Raw genomic sequence first — 22,177 nt, 5'->3', positions numbered from 1 at the left:
GGTGAAACAGGGCACTCAAACCCACGGGGTCATCGATAGAATAACCGCCGGAAGTGCAACTGCTGCCAGCAGGGTCTGGCATGCGATTATCCCGGCCATGAGGGGCGCATCTCCCCCTAGCTGCCTCGCCATGATGTAAGAGGATGACGCCGTGGGCAGCGCCTGGAAAAGCAATGTCGCGATTGCTGCTTTTCCTTCCAATCCAAATAAATGACATGCGCACAGCGTGGCCAACGGCATGATCATGAATTTGACCACCGATGAATACGCAACGGGTCGAATCCAACTGCGCACTGAGCCCAGCTCAAGGGCTGCCCCTACGCAAAGCAGGCCCAGTGGTAAGGACGCTTGCCCCAGGGCCTTGATAACCGGCTCGATGCCCGCAGGCAAGCCTAATCCTAGAGCCTGAAGCAAGATTCCCCCGAAGCAAGCGAGTACCAGCGGGTTAAGTGCCAACTGCTTGGCAACCTTGCCCACAGGCATCTTGCCACCTGTGCCGTAGCGCGCGAATACCAGGACACACAAAATGTTCACTGTCGGCACTATGGCCGCATTAGCTACGGCAGCCAGAGCGATCCCCTGGGCACCAAACAAGCCGGCCACCACTGAGACGCCGACGTAATTGTTAAAGCGCACCCCTCCCTGGAAGACGGAAGTGAACGCCGCGTCATTACTTTTAATAATCCTGCGGGCGCCGACCATCAACACTGCGACCATGACCGTCGAGAGCACCAGCGCCATGATCATCCCTTGGACTGGCACGTTGTCCAATTTGGCGGTCGCCAGGCCATGTAAAAACAGCGCGGGCAGGAGAACGTAATAGCCTAGGCGCTCCGCCTGTGCCCAGAAGCTGTCTTCCATAAACCGAATGCGCTTGAGCCAGGCGCCCATGACAATAAGCAGGGCAATAGGCGCGAGCGCAATCAAAAGTTCCGCAGTCACGAGTACGCCTCTAGCGCACGAACCAACCGCTTACATCCTTCAACCAAGGTAGCTTTGTCGGTGGCGAAGGAAAGGCGCAAATGCCCAGGCAGGCCAAAAGCACTTCCGGGAACCGTTGCAACGCCGACTTCGAGCAGATCCAGTGCGAGCGATTGATCGTCAATGCTCGTTTTGATCCGAGGAAGTAGATAGAACGCACCCTCCGGGCACGATACCTCCAGTTTATCGCTCGCCTGGAGGACATGAAGTGCAGCATCTCGGCGCTGACGATAGATCGCGTTGCGCTCAGCAAGAAAATTTCGGGGCCCCTCAAGCGCCGCAACCGCAGCTAGCTGGCTCAAGGTACTGGTCTGCGTACAGTTTTGAGATTGCACTGTGGTGATTGCCGAAATCAGCGATCTCGACCCACAACCCCACCCTACACGCCAACCTGTCATCGCGTAGGCTTTGGATACACCGTCGACGATGAGGATACGTTCTGCCAGGTCTGGTGCTACCGAAGCCAATGTCCGATAAGGATCTTGGGTGAATCGGATTTCTGCGTAGATATCGTCGGACATTACCATCACGTCCGGGTACTGACGCAGAACGTCAGCCAACGCTTGCAAATCGGTCTCGCAGTACAGTGAACCGGAAGGATTACCAGGGGCATTGAGAATGACCCATTTGGGCGATTTTGCCAGGCGCAGGCCTGCTGCCAAGTGCTCCGCTGTCAATCTGAATCCTTGCGAGGCGGTGGTCGGCAGAATGATCGGTTGGGCGCCGCACATCTTGATCATCGCGGGATAGCTGGCCCAGTAAGGGGCCGGGACAATAACGTCATCACCCGTCTTGAGGGTAGCTTGGAAGGCGTTAAAGATGATCTGTTTCGCGCCGCATCCCACCGTGATTTGATCATCATCGAAATTTAATCCCCGGTCGTCCCGTGCTCGCTTACGAATAGCGCTGCGAAGCGGCTCAATACCGTTTGACGGCGAATACGTCAGGCGGCTACCTAGCGCCAGGTGCGCAGCGTCCAGCACGTGCTCGGGGGCATTGAAATCAGGTTCGCCGAGTGTCAGGTCAATTATGTCCCGCCCTTCAGCGCGCAGGGCGGCGGCACGTTTGGCCATGAGCAGAATAGGCGATTGGAAAGCGCTGGTTAGGGATTCGTTGCTGTGCATGGTGCCCTTCTCGGAATGCGTTTGTATGGGCACTACGATAAGGAGTCGATACCTAAAGTAAAAACGATTTAATATTCAGCTATCAACAAGTATTTCTCATTGATCGGTGTGCGGGGAATGCGCTATCACGGCGTGCACCAAAGCTTTAGCCAATCGACCAAGAGGACGGTCTTCTCGCTCCAGCAATACCACACGCCTGGTTTTCTGCGGCGTGCCGAATGGCTCGAAGACGATTGTCGTCAGGCTTTCAACTTGATGCCGGGCGAGCGGAATGATTGATACGCCGAGCCCGCTTGATACCATCTGGATAATCGCATCCTGACTATCCAGCTCCATACTGGTTTGCACCCGCAGTCGCCTATTGCGAAGTTCTCGCTCAATTGTCCGACCTGCCCAAGCGCGACGATCAAAGCGGATGAAAGGCTGACTTTTCAGTAGACGGTGCAAGTCCTGATTCGCGTGGGACACTGGCGCGATGATCCAGAATCCCTCCTCATACAGCACCGTGCTTACCAGACCGTAAGGGTGTGGTTTGACCGGCTCCGTGGTGATCGCAACGTCAAGCTCGCCCGCCTCTACTCGCGTGGCCAACTCAGCGGACATTCCTGATGCAACCGTAATACGCAGATGGGGATGATCTGCGCCCAATGCCGACAGCGCGAGTGGCAAGGGGCCCGCCAGCGCTGTCTGGATCGCGCCGATTCTAAGCCTGCCGCGCAACTCACTGTCGCCGCCAATCTCGGATGAGATGCCGTCGTACAGGCCCAGAATTTCTCGCGCGCGCTCCACTGCGATATGGCCGGCATCCGTGAGCACTGGCAACCGTCGTGAACGGTCAAACAGGAGTGCATTAAAATCCTCCTCTAGCGCGCGAACATGCAGACTCACCGCTGACTGGGTGAGATGCACGGCGTCCGCAGCTCTGACGAAAGAACCGTATTGGGCGATGGCAAGAAGTGTTCTAAGTGCGCGTAGTGACATAGCCATTCATCCAGCGTGTTGAGGGGGACAGCTTACCAGCTGGTACAGTCGTCTGGCCGCAGCAAACCGGCGGACCCGTGGCGAAATAGCGCACCCTGGGAAATTTACATCGTTAGTTAATGCGGGCTAAACAGCCGCCCCCTTGCGGCGATTTCATTTATGAGTTCGTTGAAACGCGTCGGTCCCTGGATGGCCTGCAAAAAGCCAAGCGCCTGGTTTCCGTCTGTACAGGGATATTTGCATTGGCAACCGCCGGAAAATTAAATGGGCGGAACGTAACGACGCACTGGTCAGCATACGACAAGTTGGAACTTGATTTTCCGGCTGTAAAGGTCCGCCGCGGGCCTATCTTTGGCACTTCTGTGGTGATCTACAAACAGTCCTGGGCGCCGCTTGTGAAGAAATTCAATACTTGTGGCCGGTTATTGGCCGACGGATATTCTTGCCGAAGCCAGGTGAAACGACAGGATGGTGTAGCCGTCTTACATCCGCTGCAAGCGCTGCTCGCTGTCGCCAGGAATGCTGCTGCCTAAGTTGTAGGGCATCGTCGAATGTCAGCCTTGGACCGAGTAGGCGGCTCAGCGGAATGCTCACTGCTGCTCGCCTTCCGACCCGGGTTGATTTCGCGAGAAAACGTTCGACGATATTCAGAAGGCGAAGTACCAAGATGAACACTGAATTGCTGCCGCAATGATAAGGGCGTTCCAAAACCTGCCTCCCCCGCAATACATTCGATAGGCAAGTCAGTGGTTTCCAAGAGTTCTTGCGCCCTGACAACGCGCTCAGCGTTCAGCCATTTTGAAACGGTACTGCCAGTGGCGTCCTTGAATCGCCGGGTAAACGTGCGCCTGCTCATTTTGGCCATGTCTGCCAGGACGTCGAGCGAAAGATCGCTGGCCAGGTTTATTCGGGCCCACGCCAATACGTCAGACAAATGAGTCTCGCTGGATAGTTGCGGCACCGGATGTTCTACGTATTGAGCCTGGCCTCCCTGTCTGTGCGGCGGCGTCACCAGCATCTTCGCGGTGCGATTCGCTACGTCGGCACCGAGGCGCTGGCGTATCAGATGCAGGCAACAATCGATTGCCGCCACGGTTCCCGCAGAAGTCATGATATTGCCATCACTGACATACAGCACCTGGGGCCTGAAACGAACCTCAGGGAAACGTCGCGCAAACTCGTCTCGGACTGCCCAGTGAGTAGTTGCTTCCTTCCCATCAAGCAGCCCTGCATCTCCGAGCACGAATGCGCCTAAACATAATCCGACGATGAGCTTGCCCTGGGCATTGGCGAGCTGAAGCGCTTTTACCAGCTGTGAAGATGCACCGGCCGATTGATCTCCCCACGCGGGAATGACGATTACATCAGATGCCTCCATCAGCTCCAGGCCGTGAGTGACCGCCAAGCCGATGCCCTGGTCGCTACTGACCATTCCCGGCGTCTCCGCGCAGTAGCTCACCTCGTATTGAGGTTCACCAGGTGCCGAGTGCGCCGTCCCCAGCACCACTCCCGGCACAGAAAGATGGAACAGGCTTACGCCGTTAAAAGCTAGAACAGCAACACGTATGGGTTTCATATGGCAGCCTCGAATTGGCCCGATTATATCGCAACATGTCTTTCAGGCCACTATCAAGCTTCAGAGCATTCAGCAAAAATAGGGTACTCGATGCATCAACAGGATTAATCTCATGAATCTCAGAACTCTCCCGCTTGCCCTCAGCATCGCTTGCGCTGCAGCTACCACCCCTGCATTCGCGGGCACAAGCGCCCCTCAAGCAGCCCACAAAGTGGACCTGCAGCAAGTTCGTAACGCAACGGTAAAAATCGCCTACGGCGACACTACCTTCCTGATAGACCCTATGCTTGCAAAAAAGGGAACCTACCCCGGCTTTGAAAATACCTACCGGAGCAACCTCCGTAACCCGATGGTTGATCTAACCGAATCGCCCGCTGACGTCATTGCTGGTGTGGATGCCGTCATCGTCACTCATACGCATCTTGACCACTGGGACGATGCCGCGCAAAAAGCACTGCCAAAAGACATCCCGCTGTTCACACAGCATGAGGACGATGCAAAGCTGATTCGATCCCAAGGTTTCAAGAATGTGCGCGTACTGACTGACGAAGCTGAATTCGGCGGAGTCAAAATCACCAAGGCCGGTGGTCAGCACGGCACGGACGCGATGTATGCCGCGCCGCCCCTCGCAAAATTGCTGGGCGAGGCGATGGGCGTTGTGTTCCAGGCGCCAGGCTACAAAACTCTTTACTTGGCCGGTGACACCGTCTGGCGTAAAGAGGTCGACCAGACCATTGAGAAATATCACCCTGAAGTCATCGTACTCAACGCCGGGAAAGCAAAAGTGAACGGGTTTGAGGGCTCGATCATCATGGGTGAGGAAGACGTCCTGCACGCGTCAAAAGCCGCTAAAGACGCGAAAATTGTCGCCGTGCACATGGACGCAATCAATCACATGTCCCTGACCCGTGAAGAGCTGCGCACCTACGTCAAGAAGCAGGGTATTGAGAGTCGCGTAGATATTCCGGAAGACGGCGCTTCGCTGGAGTTCTGACTATAACCCTCTTGCGTCGGGGTAAAGGCAGGTTCTCTACCCCGCCCCAGCCTTCACCACTACACCACTGGATAATTCGACATTGATGGCTGCGTTTGAATTCGGCTACGCCAGCGTTAAATCTGTGGACGAGTATCTGTCGGCCTAATCGCGTAACGGTTTACTCTTTCGGGCCCTACGGGGCCCTTTTTTTCATCATCGAAGCACACTAAGGTCGCCGAGAAGCTGGGGAGGCAATTCCCAAAAAAGACGTGAATCCAAATGTCCTCAGTGTCTGCTCGAAACGACTGACGTACCCATCGAACACGTTGCAGCAGACGTAGGCTTTAGTTCTTCAACCTCTCTGAGAGAACACTTCCTGCATATTGTCGGGACGAATCCGATGACTTACCGACAGGCCTTCAGAAAGGCGCCGTCAAAGGTCAAGCCAGACCCAACAACATGCGCGGCAACATCCTTTCTCACAACGCCATAGCCATCCAGTAACGCTCCGCTATGATCATTGGAGCACGGCGACCTTCGGTCATTGCCAAAGTGGCCCGCGGCCCGCAGTCTCAAGCGACGTTCGAGTCCCCGACTTCATGATGCCCACAGGAGCCAAGCATGCCCGCAACCGTTCTGGTACTGGTTGAAACCATCAATGACTACTTGCCGATTCTCGAACAACAGGGCTTTCACCTGATCCTGGCGCCGACCCCCGCCGAACGCGCGGCGGCCATCAGCCGCCACGGCGCGCAGATCGATGCCGTGCTGACGCGCGGCCCGCTGGGTTTGTATGCCGATGAGATCAGCGCCCTGCCCGCCCTCAAGATCATCTGCGTGATCGGTGCGGGCTACGAACACGTCGACTTGCAGGCTGCCGCCGACCGGGGCATCACCGTGACCAATGGTGCAGGTGTGAATGCCTCTTCGGTGGCTGACCACGCCATGGCGATGCTACTGGCACTGGTGCGCGACATTCCTCGCTGCGATGCCGCCGTGCGCCGTGGCGAATGGCCGAAGATCATGCGCCCCTCCCTTGCCGGTAAACGCCTGGGCATCCTTGGCCTCGGCGCTGTTGGCATGGCCATCGCCAAACGCGCGGCCTATGGCTTTGACATGACGGTGAGCTACCACAATCGGCAAAACCGCAAGGAAGTGCCCTATCACTTCTGCTCGACGCCCACCGAACTGGCCCGCGCCTCTGACTTCCTCATCGTCGCGACGCCTGGCGGGCTTGGCACCAAGCACCTGATCACACGCCAAGTGCTCGATGCGCTGGGGCCCACCGGCTTTATCGTCAACATTGCCCGGGCCAGTGTGGTCGCCACCGCAGATTTGATTAGCGCCCTGGAGCAACGTCGAATTGCCGGTGCGGCCCTGGACGTATTCGACGCCGAACCCCATGTGCCCGAAGCGCTCAAGTCCCTGGCCAACGTGATCCTTACGCCGCATGTCGCCGGGCTGTCCCCCGAAGCGACTCAGGGCACCGTGGAACTGGTCGGGCGCAACCTCGTGGCATTCTTCAGCGGCGAACGAGTGTTGACACCCATCAGCCTGCCCCATGCCCTGAGCAGTGCTGTACTCTGAGGCAATTCAAACAGGTGTATCAAAAACAATGATTGCCCGGCAACACGCTCACCTATAAGGGCCGTCCGTGGTTGTGGGTGCCGGGAGTGCGCATTAGATTAGCCAATAGTTTCGGGCCTCCAGAATAAGCAGAAGGGATAAGCATGGCGCTTACTGACCAATCCACACGCATTCGCAGCGGCGAAGAACTCGATGCCAGCCTGATCGATCCTTACCTCAAGGCGCACATTCCCGGTCTCAGCGGCCTGCCCATCATCAGCCAGTTCCCCGGTGGCGCGTCCAACCTGACTTACCTGCTGGAGTACCCTGAGCAGGAATTTGTCCTGCGTCGGCCGCCGTTCGGCCACAAGGCCAAGTCCGCCCACGACATGGGGCGCGAGTTTCGCATCCTCAATCAACTACGTGACGGCTTCCCGTATTGCCCCAAGGCCTACGTGCATTGCACCGACGAATCGGTGATGGGCGCCGAGTTCTACGTGATGGAGCGGGTCAAGGGCATTATCCTGCGCTCCGAACTGCCCGCAGAACTGGGGCTGGATTCGGCGAAAACCGAAGCCTTGTGCAAGAGCTTTATCGACAAGTTCGTCGAGCTGCACCAGGTTGATTACCAGGCCTGCGGCCTGGGCGACCTGGGCAAGCCTGAAGGTTATGTGGCTCGGCAGATTCGCGGCTGGAGCGATCGCTACGAGAAAGCCCTGACCCCGGACGCTCTGCAATGGGCAGAGGTGAAAGCCTGGCTCAACGACAAGATGCCGGCTGATCACCCGACCTCAAGCATCGTGCATAACGACTACCGCTTCGACAACGTGATCCTCGACCCGCACAACCCGATGCAGATCATCGGTGTGCTCGACTGGGAGCTCACCACCCTCGGCGATCCGCTGATGGACCTGGGCAACACCCTCGCCTACTGGATCGAAGCTGGCGATCCACCGCCGGTGCAACTGATGCGCCGCCAGCCGAGCCATGCCCCAGGCATGCTGACCCGCCGTGAATTCGTCGACTATTACGCCGAACGCGCCGGCCTGAAGATCGACAACTTCGACTTCTACTACACCTATGGCCTGTTCCGCCTGGCCGGCATTGTGCAACAGATCTACTACCGCTTCTTCCACGGCCAGACCCAGGACAAGCGCTTCGCGCAGTTCATTCACATGAACAAACTGCTGGAACAGATGAGCTTGCAGGTCATCGCCAAATCCAGCCTCTGAGTTCGCCTCTGGCCCAATAACAACACTTATATATAAGGGAACACCATGTCCAAGACCCAGTTGTTCGACCTCGACGGCAAGATCGCTTTCGTCTCCGGCGCCAGCCGCGGCATTGGTGAAGCCATCGCCAAGTTGCTGGCCCAGCAAGGTGCCCACGTCATCGTCTCAAGCCGCAAGCTCGAGGGCTGCCAGCACGTTGCCGACGCCATCATCGCCGACGGCGGCAAGGCCACTGCGATCGCCTGCCACATTGGCGAGATGGACCAGATCAGCCAGGTCTTCGCCGGCATCAAGGAACAGTTCGGTCGTCTGGATATCCTGGTTAACAACGCCGCGACCAACCCGCAATTCTGCAACGTACTGGACACTGACCTGGGGGCCTTCCAAAAAACTGTTGACGTGAATATTCGCGGCTACTTCTTCATGTCAGTGGAAGCCGGCAAATTGATGCGTGAGAACGGCGGTGGCAGCATCATCAACGTGGCCTCGATCAACGGTATTTCCCCGGGCATTTTCCAGGGGATCTACTCGGTGACCAAAGCTGCTGTGATCAACATGACCAAAGTGTTTGCCAAGGAATGTGCGCAGTTCGGTATCCGCTGCAACGCCCTGCTGCCGGGCCTGACGGACACCAAGTTTGCTTCGGCACTGGTAAAGAACGATGCGATTCTCAAGACCGCGCTGCAACAGATTCCGCTGAAGCGGGTAGCGGATCCGAGTGAAATGGCGGGGGCCGTGCTCTACCTGGCAAGTGACGCGTCCAGCTACACCACGGGTGTGTCGCTGAATGTGGACGGCGGTTTTCTGTCCTGATTGACTTCATCACTTGAAGCAAACTGTAGGAGCCGGCTTGCTGGCGATCGCTGTGGGAGCAAGGCTTGCCCGCGATTCAGGCGCCGCCATCATCCAGATGGACCGCAGCGCGTGCATCGCGGGCAAGCCTTGCTCCCACAGTGTTTCAAGCCACTATTGAGTGATACACCGAGTCAGCTCGGTCACTCGCGTGACCTGCCCATTCTCCCCGCGCGCATCTCCCTGCACATCAGTGCTCTCGATCGTCTCGCAAGTTCGTTCAAGGGGCGGCGGCGCTGGAGGGGGTGGCGGCGGTGGCGGACTGGCGCAACCGACCAGGATCAGTGCGCATAGGGCAAGCGACAGCGGCGAAAAAATACGTTTTACAGGACTGTTCATAGGCTGACCTGCGGTAAGTAATCGACACTTTCCGCAACCCCACGACGACACCGCGAAGCCGCGGACTGGTCACAGAAAATTATACCTTCGCCTTCCTTATAGCTCAGCCTGCGGTCAACGCCAGTAAATCGCCACTTAACGACTACAAAGGACCCAATTGCCGCAGATTGTTGCTCTCAAGTTCATAGCGCAGCTCTTCGACCAGGGCAGCCACTGCATCGGGGGTACGAAGGTTGACCACACTCAAGCCGCTCACCACAAGGTCAACCTGTCCCGATGTCGGGTGATACAGCTTAACCGTCAACGAGCTGTCGCCGGTCAGGCTGCATTCGCAGGCCAGAGGGGAGAAGCTCTGCTCCAGCTGAACACGTAAATGCGCAAGAGAAATCATAAGGATTCACCTTGGCAGTGGCGCAAAATGGATCGATATGTCGAGGTATTCATGGTCAATGTTGCAGTTCCTTGGGCTGAATGTCAGGACACCACAGGTGATTTCAAGACCTGTGTCGCACCCTTCCAGAATACGAATCCCAGCCACCCCTAAAACACATCAATTTGCACCCCCGCACCTAGTGCATTTGCACCCCTAGCGCTGCCATTTAGTGCGCCATTCCCCCGAGAACAAACCACGCTCCCGCGCCCAGACGATGGCTTCGCTGCGACTGTGCACGTCCAGTTTCGAGTAGATGGTCGAGACGTGATTGCGCACCGTGTTCGGCGCCAGTTTCAGGCGTGCGGCGACTTCCTTGTCGGCCAGGCCTTCGCAGATCAGCCCCAATACATCGCGCTCGCGGGCGGTCAGGTCGGCGAAGGACACGCTGGGCAGTTTCGGCGAGTTGACGCTCTTCACGTTGGCAAGCTTTTCGATCAGGGTGCGGCTGAACCATGACGCGTCCTTCATCACTTCCTCGATCGCCGCCACCAGTTCCAGCTCGGTGCGCTTGCGCTCGGTGATGTCCATCATCACCAACAGGTAGGACGGATGGTCCTGGATATTCACGGTGTCGGCCGATACGGCGCAGTCCAGCAATTCGGCATTCTTTTTGCGCATGCCAACGTCAATGCGGTCGAGGCTGGCGGATTTCTCCAGGGCAGCGAACAGACGTGACTGCGCGCCCTTGTCATCGATGAAGCCAATCTCGGCGATGCTCTTGCCCAGTACTTCTTCGCTGGGGTAGCCGAACGTAGCCAGGAAGGCTTCGTTGACATCCATCACCACCTGATCGACGGCGCCACACACGACAATCGGCACCGGCGAAAGGCGAAATGCCTTGGCAAACCGTTCTTCGCTCTGGCGCAACGCAGCTTCAGCCTTGTGCCGCGGCTCAATGTCGACGAAGGAAAACAACATGCAATCTTCTTCGTTGAAATCCAGGGGCTGGCCGGCGACGATCACCTGCTTGCTGCCACCCTCGGGCAGCTTCAGTTCGGCCTGCATCTGCGGGATGGTCGCGTGCTCGCGCAGGCGCTCGATCGCCAGGTCCTTGCGCTCGGCGCCTTCAAGAATGTCCAGCTCGTAGGTCGACGCGCCGATCACCTGATCGCGGGTATAGCCGGTCATCTCCAGGAAGCCGGCATTGACCTTGATGTAGCGCAGGTCGCTGAGGCGACAGATCACCGCCGGTGCCGGGTTGGCGTTGAAGGTCTTTTCAAATCGTTGCTCGGCGCTGGCCCAGTCGGTGACGTCGTCCATGATCAGCACCAGCGACTCGGCATCGCCACTGCGGTCGGTCAGAATTCTGCTGCGCACGTTGTGCACCCGGGTACGTTCCTCGTCGCCGGCCGCAGTGACCTCGACCAGCACATCACTGAAGGTTTCGCCACGGGCCACGCGGTTGATCGGATAGTTGTCGAACGGCACCGGATGGTTATTGCGGTAGCGCAGGGCGAACCGCTCGGCGTACTCCTTGCCATTGCCGCCCAGCTCACTCAATTGCTCAACGCCGTGCATGGCCAAGGCGGCTTCGTTCGCCCAGAGAATGGTCTGGTCAAGTTCCAGCAAAATCACCCCGTCGGACAGGCCAGCGATGATCTGCTGCAGATGGCGGCGATTGGTTTCGGTAGTCAGGACGTCCTGGCTCATTGCATCTCCACAAGTATGGTGACCCTGTGAAGTCTACGACCACACGCGCTCATGATCGTGCAGCCTGCTCACGCAACCAATGTAGAAGCTGCCGCAGGCTGCGATCTTTTGACCTTTGGCAATCATGGTGCCGAAGATCAAAAGATCGCAGCCTGCGGCAGCTCCTACAAGGTCGCACCTTCGGCGACCAGTTCGCGCAGCGTATCCAGGAACAGTTTGAGCACCGGCGACTCGTCGTCGGCGCGGTAAGTGGCGTACAACGGAACCTCCGGCAGGGCCGGGCTCAAGCGGCGGAACACCAGGCCGGCAGGTGCCAGTTGTTCGATCGAGGCCGGCAGCAAAGCCACACCAAACCCGGCGCGCACCAGGCTGAGCAGCGTTTGTACCTCGATCACCTGCTGGCGGATCTGCGGAGTGAACCCGGCCTTGATACAACACTGATAGAGAAAATCGGCAAACCGCGACTGCTTCAGCTCCAGCGCCACGAACGGCTCTGCGGCGAGATCACCGGGCGCCAATACTTCGCGCTGCGCCAAGGGATGATCGACCGGCATGACCACCCGTATCGGTTCATAGATCAGCAGTTCGTTACGCAACTGCGGATCGTCATAGCCGACCCGGAACACACAGGCATCAATGCGCTTTTCCTTCAAGGCCTTGACCTGCGCCGCCGGGGTCATCTCGTGCAAACGCCAGTTGACCTGCGGATAGCGCTCACGAAACAGGTGCAGGGCCCGGGGCAGCACACCGACCATCACCGAGCTGATCATGCCGATTTCCAGTTCGCCCAACTGCCCGCGACCGGTCTGGCGCGTCAGGTCCAGTGCGCGGTTGAGTTGCTCGAACACAAGCGGCGCCTGTTCCTTGAGCATCTGCCCCGCTGCGGTCAATTCGACCCGATGGTGACTGCGCTCGAACAACGGCGTACCCAGCTCTTCCTCAAGCAAGCGAATCTGCTGGCTCAGGGGCGGCTGGCAGATGTGCAATCGGGTGGCGGCCCGGCCGAAATGCAGCTCTTCGGCCAGAACCATGAAGTAACGCAGCAAACGCAGGTCCACGGCGGCTTACCCGAGTGTCAGCGGGGTTGAGCGCTGGCGCACGCCAGTTAGGCTGAACAGCGCGTTGGCAATGGCCGGGGCCACCGACGGACTGCCCAGCTCACCGACGCCGCCAGGTTTGCCTGGCTCACCTTCCAGCACCAGGATGTCCGTGGCTGGCATGTCGGACATGCGCGGCACCCGGTAATCATGGAAGTTGCTCTGCACCACCCTGCCCTGCTTGATGTCCATGCGATCGAACAGCGCGTGGCCGAGGCCCCACATCAGGCCGCCGTAGATTTGCTCTTCGACGCCGCCCGGGGATACCGCCAGGCCGCAATCGACCACACACGTCAGCTTTTCCACATGAGCCACTCCATCCTTTCTGGTCACCCGCGCCACCACCGCGATAAAGCTGGTGTAGCCCTGGTTGGTGGCGATCCCCAGCGCCGTGCCCTCGGGCAGCGGCTGCCCCCATCCCGCGCGTTCGGCGGCCTTTTTCAGCACCTCGACGTGGCGCGGACGCTCATGCATATGGGCCAGCCTGAAGGCCAGCGGATCCTGTCCGGCACCCAGCGCGAGCTCATCCATGAAGCTTTCCACGGCAAACACATTCGGGATGAAACTCACCGACCGATACCAGCCGCTTGGCACCTGGCTTTCATGCTTGACCCAGACCAGGTCCAGGTGCGCCGGGCGATAAGCAAAGTCCCATGCGGTAATCGCTTCGGTGGTGCTGTAGTCCATGTGATCGGGGCGTTCGAAATACCCCGGCTCCCACTGCTCCGGCGAGGCCGGTGACACCGCTTCGAGCCTCAGGGCAGTCAGCCGGCCCTCGGCGTCCAGTGCGCCTTTAGCCCGGTGCAGCGTGGCCGGGTGCATGAACAGCGAGCGCATTTCATCTTCGCGGCTGTTCATCAGCTTCACCGGAACCTTGGCCTGCTGCGCCAGGTAGGCGACTTCGAACAACCAGTACTTGGCCTCCCGAGCGCCAAAGCTGCCGCCAGAAACCATTTCATTGATGGTGACTTTTTCCTTGGCGATGCGGCATACGGTTTGCGCCGCTTCCAGGGCCGATGATGGCACTTGCACCCCACCCCAGTAAGTGATCGCCTTGTCCTTGACCTGGGCGGTGATACACACCGGTTCCAAAGGGTTCTGCACTTTGTAGGGCATGTGGTAATCGGCTTCCAGCAACTGCGCCGCACCCGCCCACTGCGCATTTACGTCGCCGGCCTGCATCGCCGTCACCCGCTGCGCGGTTTTGTCGGCGATGGCCGCCGCCTGCGCTGCCGGCAATTGCTCGCTGTCGAATCCGGCGAGGGGTGAATCACTCCAGGTCACCACCAGCAGCGCCCGACCCTGCTGCGCGGCCCAGTAAGTGTCCGCCAGCACCGCGACGCCTGCCTGATTGCCGCCGAGCACGTCCGGGCGACCGGGGATCGCGATCACCTTGCGCACGCCCGGTACCTGCAACGCAGCCGCGGAATCGACCTGCAAGACTTTTGCCCCGACCACCGGCGTGCGCAGGATTACTGCCACGAGCATATCGGGTAATTCCACATCGATGCTGTACTTGAAGCGCCCGCAGACTTTCGCCGCCGCATCGCGTTTATGGCGCAGTTTGCCGATGTACTTGAACTGCGACGGGTCCTTCAATTTGACGTCGGCAGGGGCCGGCAGGTGCGCGGCGACGCTGACCAGTTCGCCGTAACCCAGGCTGCGCCCGCTGGCGCTGTGCAGCACACGCCCCTCCTCGGTGGCACAGCTGTCGACGCCGACCTTCCACTGCCTGGCCGCCGCCGCGATCAACAGCGCGCGGGCGGTGGCCCCGGCCATGCGCAGGCGATCATATTCCAGGGACACGCTGGTACTGCCGCCGGTGGAAAACACTTTCCACACCGGGTGAATGTAAGTCTCGAAGAACGGATTTTCCGGGGTGATCACCTGCACGGTCATCGGATTGACGTCCAGCTCCTCCGCCACGCAGGCCGCCAGTGCGGTCTGGGTGCCGGTCCCGGAATCGTGTTTGTGCACCACCAGCTTTACCGTGCCATCGGGCAACACGCGCACCCAGGCATTGGGCTCGAAAGCCATGGCAGGCGCCGGCGCCTTCGGGTCGCTGGCGCTCACGCCAGCAGGCAGATAGAACGCCACGGCCAAACCGGCAGCGACGGTGGCGGAATGCTTGAGAAACTGCCGGCGTGGCAGCTCGATTCGATGGCCGGTCATCACGCCTCCTTGGATGCAGTGGCGGCGCGCTTGATCGCCTTGTTGATGCGACCGTACGTGCCGCAGCGACACAGGTTGCCGGTCATGGCATTGCGGATCGACTCATCGGTGACTGCCGCCCCGGTGTTGAGCAGTGCCGCTGCGGACATGATCTGGCCGGATTGACAGTAGCCGCATTGCGGGACATCTTCGGCAACCCAGGCCAGCTGCAAAGGATGCTGTCCGGTCGGCGACAAGCCCTCGATGGTGGTGATGTCGTGCCCCGCCACGGCGGCGACCGGCAGCTGGCAGGAACGCACGGCGACCCCGTCCAGATGCACGGTGCAGGCGCCGCACAGGCCCATGCCGCAGCCGAACTTGGTGCCAGTGAGTTTCAAGTGGTCACGCAGTACCCATAACAAGGGCATGGAGGGCGAAGTCTCTACCAGCTCGTGTCGTTCGCCGTTTACTGTGAATTCGATCATTGTCAGGCTCCAAGAGAGCGGCCCGTCTTTGTGCAGGCCTGGTGCTCGAATAGTGGGAAGCCTTGGCCAATCGGGCCAGCGACGATTTCTGCCACCCTGTGTAAGTAGGACTAACAGCATGTACAAGCGATACCCGTCGGTGCAGTCCATGAGCGCATTTATCCAGGCCGCACGCAGCGGCAGTTTCTCCAGCGCCGCGCGCAAACTCGACCTGACCCACAGCGCCATCAGCCAGCAGATCCGCTCCCTGGAAGACTTCATCGGCCAGCCGCTGTTCGTGCGCGAAGGGGGCGGCAGCAACCTGACCGACGCCGGGCAGTTGTTCGCCAGCGTGCTATCCGACGGCCTGGCGCAGATCGACCGCGCGCTGTCTTCGGTGAAAAACCGCAGCGTGGCGCAGAGGCTGACGATTGACGTGGACAGCGAACTGGCCCAGAGCTGGCTCAATCCACGCTTGCCCGAGCTGCTGGATCTGCTGCCTGGGCATGAGGTGGTGCTGCTGTCGATGCCACGTTCGGACCGCAGCTCATTCGAGCGGGTCGACCTGGCGTTGCGCTACGGTTACGGCGATTGGGAAGACTGCGAGATGACGCAGATCTGCGGGGATCGGGTGATGGCGGTGGCTTCGCCTGCGCTGCTGGAACGCCATGGTCTGCAGGTGCCGATTACCCCGGCGCAGGTGTTGGAATTGCCGTTGCTGGGGTATACGCGACGGTCGTGGATTCCTTGGTTGGATGCCGCTGGCATGGCGCCTACCGAGCCGCCCGCGCGGGTGATTTTCGACAATGCGGCGAACCTGATTGCGGCGGCTGAAGCGGGGGTCGGTGCGGGGTTGGTGCGCGGGCTGCTGGCGGCGGATGGGTTGCGCACAGGGCGGCTGGTTGAACTGAACACGGCCCAGATACCGGCGCATTACAATCTGTATGCGGTGTGGCCACCGGGCCACGGCGAGCGCGTGGCGCCGGTGGTTGAAGCGGTGAGGCAGTTGGCTCAGCAAACACTCATCTGACGCCATCGCGAGCAGGCTCGCTCCCACATTGGTTTTGTGTACGACGAAAATCCCCTGTGGGAGCGAGCCTGCTCGCGATGGGGCCAGCACATCCACTGCAGCAATCGGCCCATATCGAACGCATATCATCACCCCGCCCAATTAATATTGTACGAACCCATCCCCCCCTTCCAATACTCATCCCCAAGCAGCCAGCGTCCCGAGCCGGATGCGACCAGGCGAGGGAATGCGCAATCACCTGCGCATAGAAATGGCCGATTGCCCGGACGTGGCTGCTAGCGAACCGCAAGGTTCCCTTTCCGCTATCAGGAGATCGACTTCAATGATCATCGATATCAGTTGCTATCCCACCGACCTGGTGGACCTCGCCTGGAGGCATGACGGTGACCCGTTCACCGGCGAGCGTCTGCTGGAGATGATGGATGGCCCGTACATGGTCAACGGCAAACCTCGCCGCATCGACAAAGCCTTCATCCAGCCACCCCAGGGCAACACCATCTACACCTGGACCGACGGCGACCTCACCGGCCGCGAGTCCATCGACGCCTACATGGCCTACACCCTGAAGATGGTCCAGACCTACCCGGACCGATTCATCGGCTGCTTCGTCTACAACCCGCGCTGTGGCGTGGAAAACGGCGTCGAGGCGATCGAGCGCTACGTCACCGAGCACGGTTTCAAGATGGTGCAGATGCAGGCCAACATGCATGCCTATCGTCCAGACCGTGCGCTTGACTGGGTGCGCCCGTGCTTTGAGAAATGCGCCGAGCTGGGCATCCCGGTCAAGCTGCACACCGGTGACGGGCCGTACAGCATCCCGTCGGAATGGGTGCCGATGATCAAGGAATTCCCCAACGTCGATTTCATCATGGCCCACTTCGGCGTGCAGACCGGCGGCGTCTACGTGTTCGAGCCGATGCAATGGGCGATGGAGCTGCCCAACGTCTACTGCGAATCCGGCTGGTGCCTGCAATCGCGGATCGTCGAGTTCGCCAAGGTCCTGCCGACCCACAAGATCCTGTTCGGCACCGATACCCCGCCCAACGAACCTGGCATGTGGCTGCGCCTGCTGGAAGTGCTGTGCCACGAGCCGCCGCAGGGCCTGAACCTCGACGAGGACACCCTCGAAGACTACCTGGGCAACAACACCGCACGGATGATCGGCCTGGAGCCGACAGCCCCGCCGCGTTCCGTGTCCGAAGCCGAGGCGCAACTCAAGCGCCCTGTCACCACCCAACTGGCCAGGAGCTGAATCGATGATCATCGACACCCATCTGCACCCCACCAACCTGGTCGACGAGGCCTGGCGCCACACCGGCGAACCCTTCACCGGCGAGCGCATGCTCAAGCTGATGGATGGCCCGTACATGATCAACGGCAAACCACGCCGGATCGACATGGGTTTCATCCAGCCACCACCGGGCAACACCGGCTACCGCGACGGTAACCGTCGGGGCCGCGAAGGCGTGCGCGACTACATGTCGTACATCGCCGAACTGTGCATGAAGTACCCGGACCGCTTCATCGGCAACTTCAACTTCAACCCGCGCTGGGGACCGGAAAACGGCGCGGCGGAGCTGGAATTCCACATCAAGGAATACGGCTTCAAGATGCTCAAGCTGCACGCCAACATGCACGGATACCGACCGGACCGCGCGCTGGACTGGTTGCGCCCGGCGATGAAGGTCTGCGCCAAGTACAACATCGTGGTGCTGATCCACACCGGCGACGGCCCGTACACCATCCCGACGATGTTCTACCCGATCATCCGCGAGTTCCCGATGGTCAACTTCATCATCGGCCACTTCGGCATCCAGACCGGCGGCAACTACTCGTTCGAAGCATTCTGGATGGCGATGGATACGCCGAACGTGTACTGCGAATCCGGCTGGTGCTTCCAGTCGCGGATCGTCGAGTTCGCCAAGGAGCTGCCGCGCAACAAGATCGTGTTCGGTACCGACTCGCCGCCCAACGAGCCGGGCATGTGGTTGCGCGAGCTGGAGGTGCTGTGCTCGCCGGCGCCGCAAGGCCTGGGGATCGATGAGGATCACCTGGAGGATTACCTGGGCAACAACATTGCACGGCTGTGCGGCATCGAGCCAACCCCGCCGCCCAGGGACCTGATCGAGGCGGACATTCGCCTGACTACCACTTACCTGTAGGGCATCACACAGAACCCCTGTGGGAGCGGGCTTGCTCGCGAAGGCGGTGTGTCATTCAACATCGATAGCGACTGACACACTGCCTTCGCGAGCAAGCCCGCTCCCACAGGGGTCAGTGTCAAGACGCAACACAGCGACTTTACAGGCGCGAAGATGACCCGGCACTTGATCGATCGGCAGGCCAACAGTCCATCGATCACCCGCCGTCTTCAACACTGCGCGCCTGCTTTTTACGAGGTGAAACCATGACCGTTTCGACGCTTGGCGATACCCAGGACTTCCACGTATTCATCGACGCCTATCGCCGGCAATATCCGGACGATGTGCTGACCATTCACGACGCCTTGAGCGCCGACCAGGACATCACCGCCCTGGTCGACGCCCTCGCCGCCCAGGGCCGCGATCCGCTGCTGATCTGCGAAAACGTCGGCACTCTCGGCGTGCCGGTAGCCACCAACCTGTTCGCCTCCCGCACCCGCATTGCGCGGATCTTCGGCGTCACCCCGGCGCAACTGCACGAGACCTTCCAGGCCCGCGCCAACCAGCCAATCGCGCCGATTTACGTCGAAACCGGCCCGGTACTGGACGAGATTTTCGAAGGCGAAGCCGTGGACCTGGCGCTGCTGCCGATGCTCAAGCACTTCGACAGCGACCGCGGGCCCTACATCACCAACGCGATCATCATCGCCGAGGACCCGGTGACCGGCATTGCCAACATGAGCTATCACCGCTCCATGCGCCATGCCCGCCAGACCCTCGCCACCAGCCTGCATTCCCGGGGTCACCTGTGGCGCATGCTGCAAACCGCCAGGGAACGTGGGGAGGAATTGCGCGTGGCCATGGTAGTCGGCGCACACCCGCTGTTCATGCTTGCCGCCGCCGCGCGGTTACCTTTTGGCAGTGATGAGCGAGCCGTCGCCGGTGGCTTGTTCGGCGCAGCGCTGGAGCTGGTCAAAACCCCCCGCTACGGCATCGGCGTGCCGGCTTTCGCCGAGTTCGTACTCGAAGGCGCGATCGACCCGGCGGCCTATGCGGAAGAAGGCCCGTTCGGTGAATTCAGCGGTTACTCCTCGGACCGTTCGACCAACAACGTCCTGCGCGTCGACACCCTGATGCGGCGCAAGGATGCCTGGCTGGTGGACGTGGTCGGCGGGCGTTATGCCGAACACCTGACGCTGGCGCGGCTGCCCCGTGAAGCGGAGATGAGCGAAAAACTCAAGGCACGCTTTCCTGCGGTCACCGCCGTGCACTACCCCAATTCCGGCACGCATTTTCATTGCTACGTAGCCCTGGATCAGAGCCGCGACGGTGAGGCGCGGCAGATCATGCTCGCACTGTTGGGGTGGGACCCCTACCTGAAATCAGTGATCGCGGTGGACAGCGACATCGACATCACTGACGACAGCCAGGTGCTCTGGGCATTGGCCACCCACTTCCAGCCGCACCAGGACATCTTCGTCATTGACGGCTTGCCCGGCAGCCCGCTGGACCCATCGTCCTCGGTCAATGGCACCACCTCGCGCATGGGCCTGGACGCCACCCGCGGCGCCGGATTCGACGGGATCAAGGCGCAGCTCGACCAGACCGTGCTCGAGCGTGCCCGCCGCCTGCTGCAAGGCTACCTGTCATGAACCGCCAGCGCCTGGTCGTCGGTATCAGCGGTGCGTCCGGGTTCGTCTACGGCGTGCGCCTGCTGGAGTTGCTGGCAGAACTCGACATTGAGAGCCACCTGATCATCAGCCGCGCCGCGCTGCTGACCATGGCCCATGAAACCGACTACAAACTGGCGGACGTCATCGCCCTGGCCAGTCACTACCACCGCGCCGACGACGTCGCGGCAGGCATCGCCAGCGGCTCGTTCCGATGCCTGGGCATGGTGGTCGCGCCCTGCTCCATGCGCACCCTGGCGGAAATCGCCACCGGCACCTCGGCCGGCCTGATCGGCCGCGCTGCCGATGTGACCTTGAAGGAGCGTCGGACCCTGGTGCTGATGGCCCGGGAAACCCCGTTGACCCTGGCGCACCTGCGCAACATGACGGCCGTCACCGAGATGGGCGGGATCATCTCCCCACCCGTCCCGGCCTTTTACGCGCGCCCGCAAAACCTTGCGCAAATGGTCGATCACAGCCTCGGCCGGGTCCTCGACCTGTTCGGCCTCGACGCCGGAACAGCACTGCGCTGGGGTGAACCGTCACTCAAACACACAACCTGTAGGAGTGAGCCTGCTCGCGATAGCGGTGTATCAGTCGACACAAATGTCTGCTGACACTCCCTCATCGCGAGCAGGCTCACTCCTACAGGGGAGAGTACACCGACCCATTGGTTATACAGGAGCATCACATGAACAACCCATTCAACGCCCCAACCCCCAACACCAAAATCCCGGTAACCATCCTCACCGGCTTCCTCGGCGCCGGCAAAACCACCCTGCTCAACTACATCCTCAAGGAAAACCACGGGCGAAAAATTGCCGTGATTGAAAACGAATTCGGCGAAGTCGGCATCGACGGCGACCTGGTATTGAGTTCCGAAACCGAGGAAATCTACGAGATGGTCAATGGTTGCGTGTGCTGCACTGCCGAGGTCCGCGAGGACCTTGTGCGCATCGTGCGCGAACTGGTGGCACGTCCGGTGCGGCTCGACCACATCCTGATCGAAACCAGCGGCCTGGCCGACCCGTATCCGGTGGCGCAGAGCTTCTTCATCAACGATCCGATCGCCGATGAAGTGGAACTGGATGCGATCGTGACCATGGTCGATGCCAAGCACATCGCCCAGCACCTGGAAGACCTGCGACTCGACGGAGTCGACAACCAGGCAGTGGACCAGATCGTCTGCGCCGACCGTATCGTGATCAACAAGGTCGATCTGGTGAGCAGCGCCGAAGTGACCGCCCTGAGCGAAAAAATCCGCGGCCTGAACGCGACTGCAGACCTGGTAACTTCCAGCTATGCCGAGATCGACCTGACAAAAATCCTCGGCATCGGCGCCTTCGAGTCCACGCAAAAACTCATGGAAATCGGCGCGGAACACGACCACCACGCCGATGACCATCACCACGACCTGGACCACGACCACGATCCCAGCGTTTCCTCGGTAGGCATCGCCGTGGACGGCGCGGTGAACCTGGGTGCGTTCCACCGCTGGATCAGCGAATTGCGCACCGCCCAGGCGGACAACCTGTACCGCATGAAGGGCGTATTGGCGGTCCAGGACCAGGATCAACGCTACGTGCTGCAGGGCGTACACAGCCTGGTGGAGTTTCGCGCTTCAACCTTGTGGGGCACGGAACCGCGCTCCAGCAAGATCGTGTTCATCGGCCGCGACCTGGACCGCGCGGCGTTGAATCAAGGCTTCGCCGCCTGCCTGGCAGGCTGAAACAACGGCATCGGAGCCGGTGGATGGCGGCTCCGGGCATACAGATGCCACCCAAACCGGACACACCCCCTGTGGGAGCGGGCTTGCTCGCGAAGGCGGTTAATCAGGCGGTAATTTTGTCGACTGACCCACCGCCTTCGCGAGCAAGCCCGCTCCCACAGTAGACCTCAGTGTTTGGTCTGTCG

At 60.1% G+C, this 22,177-nt stretch carries 19 protein-coding genes and 1 pseudogene; 11 read left to right on the top strand and 9 right to left on the bottom strand.

The features are described from left to right. Positions 1-15: 15 nt before the first annotated feature. The 3 genes from ACYZTK_RS00755 to ACYZTK_RS00745 form a co-directional block, all read right to left on the bottom strand. Positions 16-891, bottom strand: coding sequence for an AEC family transporter (locus ACYZTK_RS00755; RefSeq protein ID WP_462014986.1), 876 nt, complete (start codon positions 889-891; stop codon positions 16-18). Between the two features lie 47 nt (positions 892-938). Beyond that, positions 939-2,105 (bottom strand): pyridoxal phosphate-dependent aminotransferase, encoded by a 1,167-nt coding sequence (locus ACYZTK_RS00750; RefSeq protein ID WP_462012684.1) that lies wholly within the window; start codon positions 2,103-2,105, stop codon positions 939-941. Positions 2,106-2,201: 96 nt separating this feature from the next. Beyond that, positions 2,202-3,086, bottom strand: coding sequence for a LysR substrate-binding domain-containing protein (locus ACYZTK_RS00745; protein ID WP_462012683.1), 885 nt, complete (start codon positions 3,084-3,086; stop codon positions 2,202-2,204). Between the two features lie 119 nt (positions 3,087-3,205). On the opposite strand from ACYZTK_RS00745, the pseudogene ACYZTK_RS00740 reads away from it, so the two are divergent. After that, positions 3,206-3,343 (top strand): annotated as a pseudogene (locus tag ACYZTK_RS00740) (hypothetical protein); the annotation flags it as partial. A gap of 272 nt (positions 3,344-3,615) precedes the next feature. Here the strand turns inward: ACYZTK_RS00740 and ACYZTK_RS00735 are convergent. Next, positions 3,616-4,662: a GlxA family transcriptional regulator gene (locus ACYZTK_RS00735; RefSeq protein ID WP_462012682.1), complete on the bottom strand. Its 1,047-nt coding sequence runs from the start codon at positions 4,660-4,662 to the stop codon at positions 3,616-3,618. A gap of 112 nt (positions 4,663-4,774) precedes the next feature. Between ACYZTK_RS00735 and ACYZTK_RS00730 the strand changes: the two genes are divergently transcribed. From ACYZTK_RS00730 to ACYZTK_RS00715, 4 genes are all read left to right on the top strand, one after another. Then, positions 4,775-5,656 carry an MBL fold metallo-hydrolase gene (locus ACYZTK_RS00730; RefSeq protein WP_462012681.1) on the top strand — a complete coding sequence of 294 codons (882 nt, stop codon included), beginning with the start codon at positions 4,775-4,777 and terminating at the stop codon, positions 5,654-5,656. A gap of 603 nt (positions 5,657-6,259) precedes the next feature. Next, positions 6,260-7,225 carry a 2-hydroxyacid dehydrogenase gene (locus ACYZTK_RS00725; protein WP_462012680.1) on the top strand — a complete coding sequence of 322 codons (966 nt, stop codon included), beginning with the start codon at positions 6,260-6,262 and terminating at the stop codon, positions 7,223-7,225. A gap of 143 nt (positions 7,226-7,368) precedes the next feature. Then, positions 7,369-8,436, top strand: a complete 1,068-nt coding sequence (locus ACYZTK_RS00720; RefSeq protein ID WP_462012679.1) for a phosphotransferase family protein — start codon at positions 7,369-7,371, stop codon at positions 8,434-8,436. A 45-nt stretch (positions 8,437-8,481) separates the two neighbouring features. Continuing rightward, entirely contained in the window at positions 8,482-9,249 is a 768-nt protein-coding gene (locus ACYZTK_RS00715) for an SDR family oxidoreductase (RefSeq protein ID WP_462012678.1), read from the top strand. 520 nt (positions 9,250-9,769) lie between these two features. Here the strand turns inward: ACYZTK_RS00715 and ACYZTK_RS00710 are convergent. The 5 genes from ACYZTK_RS00710 to ACYZTK_RS00690 all read right to left on the bottom strand — a co-directional run bounded on the left by ACYZTK_RS00710 (position 9,770) and on the right by ACYZTK_RS00690 (position 15,443). Next, positions 9,770-10,018, bottom strand: a complete 249-nt coding sequence (locus ACYZTK_RS00710; protein ID WP_462012677.1) for a DUF1652 domain-containing protein — start codon at positions 10,016-10,018, stop codon at positions 9,770-9,772. 195 nt (positions 10,019-10,213) lie between these two features. Beyond that, entirely contained in the window at positions 10,214-11,710 is a 1,497-nt protein-coding gene (locus ACYZTK_RS00705) for a helix-turn-helix transcriptional regulator (protein WP_462012676.1), read from the bottom strand. A gap of 164 nt (positions 11,711-11,874) precedes the next feature. Beyond that, entirely contained in the window at positions 11,875-12,768 is an 894-nt protein-coding gene (locus tag ACYZTK_RS00700) for a LysR substrate-binding domain-containing protein (protein WP_462012675.1), read from the bottom strand. 6 nt (positions 12,769-12,774) lie between these two features. Further along, positions 12,775-14,979: a xanthine dehydrogenase family protein molybdopterin-binding subunit gene (locus ACYZTK_RS00695; RefSeq protein WP_462012674.1), complete on the bottom strand. Its 2,205-nt coding sequence runs from the start codon at positions 14,977-14,979 to the stop codon at positions 12,775-12,777. After that, positions 14,979-15,443, bottom strand: a complete 465-nt coding sequence (locus tag ACYZTK_RS00690) for a (2Fe-2S)-binding protein (protein ID WP_462012673.1) — start codon at positions 15,441-15,443, stop codon at positions 14,979-14,981. Before ACYZTK_RS00690 ends, ACYZTK_RS00695 begins: the two co-directional genes overlap by 1 nt. 118 nt (positions 15,444-15,561) lie before the next feature. Between ACYZTK_RS00690 and ACYZTK_RS00685 the strand changes: the two genes are divergently transcribed. From ACYZTK_RS00685 to ACYZTK_RS00660, 6 genes are all read left to right on the top strand, one after another. Then, complete coding sequence (locus ACYZTK_RS00685) at positions 15,562-16,452, top strand: LysR substrate-binding domain-containing protein (protein ID WP_462012672.1); 891 nt, start codon at positions 15,562-15,564, stop codon at positions 16,450-16,452. Between the two features lie 322 nt (positions 16,453-16,774). Further along, complete coding sequence (locus tag ACYZTK_RS00680; RefSeq protein ID WP_462012671.1) at positions 16,775-17,704, top strand: amidohydrolase family protein; 930 nt, start codon at positions 16,775-16,777, stop codon at positions 17,702-17,704. Positions 17,705-17,708: 4 nt separating this feature from the next. After that, positions 17,709-18,614, top strand: a complete 906-nt coding sequence (locus ACYZTK_RS00675) for an amidohydrolase family protein (RefSeq protein ID WP_462012670.1) — start codon at positions 17,709-17,711, stop codon at positions 18,612-18,614. 245 nt (positions 18,615-18,859) lie between these two features. Then, on the top strand, positions 18,860-20,245 hold the full coding sequence (locus tag ACYZTK_RS00670; protein ID WP_462012669.1) for a UbiD family decarboxylase: 1,386 nt from the start codon (positions 18,860-18,862) through the stop codon (positions 20,243-20,245). Beyond that, positions 20,242-20,880: a UbiX family flavin prenyltransferase gene (locus tag ACYZTK_RS00665; protein ID WP_462012668.1), complete on the top strand. Its 639-nt coding sequence runs from the start codon at positions 20,242-20,244 to the stop codon at positions 20,878-20,880. The genes ACYZTK_RS00670 and ACYZTK_RS00665 overlap by 4 nt, the downstream gene beginning before the upstream one ends. Positions 20,881-20,954: 74 nt before the next feature. Further along, on the top strand, positions 20,955-21,992 hold the full coding sequence (locus ACYZTK_RS00660; protein WP_462012667.1) for a CobW family GTP-binding protein: 1,038 nt from the start codon (positions 20,955-20,957) through the stop codon (positions 21,990-21,992). Positions 21,993-22,177 lie beyond the last annotated feature (185 nt).

Source organism: Pseudomonas sp. LB3P31, assembly GCF_054897945.1.
This window is presented reverse-complemented; position numbering and strand designations above follow the sequence as displayed.

Excerpts from the sequence above, each read along its gene's own strand:
- ACYZTK_RS00715 (WP_462012678.1), top strand. The coding sequence starts at position 8,482 with ATGTCCAAGACCCAGTTGTTCGACCTCGACGGCAAGATCGCTTTCGTC.
- ACYZTK_RS00750 (WP_462012684.1), bottom strand. The coding sequence starts at position 2,105 with ATGCACAGCAACGAATCCCTAACCAGCGCTTTCCAATCGCCTATTCTG.
- ACYZTK_RS00695 (WP_462012674.1), bottom strand. The coding sequence starts at position 14,979 with ATGACCGGCCATCGAATCGAGCTGCCACGCCGGCAGTTTCTCAAGCAT.
- ACYZTK_RS00730 (WP_462012681.1), top strand. The coding sequence starts at position 4,775 with ATGAATCTCAGAACTCTCCCGCTTGCCCTCAGCATCGCTTGCGCTGCA.
- ACYZTK_RS00735 (WP_462012682.1), bottom strand. The coding sequence starts at position 4,662 with ATGAAACCCATACGTGTTGCTGTTCTAGCTTTTAACGGCGTAAGCCTG.
- ACYZTK_RS00675 (WP_462012670.1), top strand. The coding sequence starts at position 17,709 with ATGATCATCGACACCCATCTGCACCCCACCAACCTGGTCGACGAGGCC.
- ACYZTK_RS00665 (WP_462012668.1), top strand. The coding sequence starts at position 20,242 with ATGAACCGCCAGCGCCTGGTCGTCGGTATCAGCGGTGCGTCCGGGTTC.
- ACYZTK_RS00680 (WP_462012671.1), top strand. The coding sequence starts at position 16,775 with ATGATCATCGATATCAGTTGCTATCCCACCGACCTGGTGGACCTCGCC.
- ACYZTK_RS00725 (WP_462012680.1), top strand. The coding sequence starts at position 6,260 with ATGCCCGCAACCGTTCTGGTACTGGTTGAAACCATCAATGACTACTTG.
- ACYZTK_RS00660 (WP_462012667.1), top strand. The coding sequence starts at position 20,955 with ATGAACAACCCATTCAACGCCCCAACCCCCAACACCAAAATCCCGGTA.
- ACYZTK_RS00705 (WP_462012676.1), bottom strand. The coding sequence starts at position 11,710 with ATGAGCCAGGACGTCCTGACTACCGAAACCAATCGCCGCCATCTGCAG.
- ACYZTK_RS00710 (WP_462012677.1), bottom strand. The coding sequence starts at position 10,018 with ATGATTTCTCTTGCGCATTTACGTGTTCAGCTGGAGCAGAGCTTCTCC.
- ACYZTK_RS00745 (WP_462012683.1), bottom strand. The coding sequence starts at position 3,086 with ATGTCACTACGCGCACTTAGAACACTTCTTGCCATCGCCCAATACGGT.
- ACYZTK_RS00685 (WP_462012672.1), top strand. The coding sequence starts at position 15,562 with ATGTACAAGCGATACCCGTCGGTGCAGTCCATGAGCGCATTTATCCAG.
- ACYZTK_RS00670 (WP_462012669.1), top strand. The coding sequence starts at position 18,860 with ATGACCGTTTCGACGCTTGGCGATACCCAGGACTTCCACGTATTCATC.
- ACYZTK_RS00690 (WP_462012673.1), bottom strand. The coding sequence starts at position 15,443 with ATGATCGAATTCACAGTAAACGGCGAACGACACGAGCTGGTAGAGACT.
- ACYZTK_RS00755 (WP_462014986.1), bottom strand. The coding sequence starts at position 891 with ATGGGCGCCTGGCTCAAGCGCATTCGGTTTATGGAAGACAGCTTCTGG.
- ACYZTK_RS00720 (WP_462012679.1), top strand. The coding sequence starts at position 7,369 with ATGGCGCTTACTGACCAATCCACACGCATTCGCAGCGGCGAAGAACTC.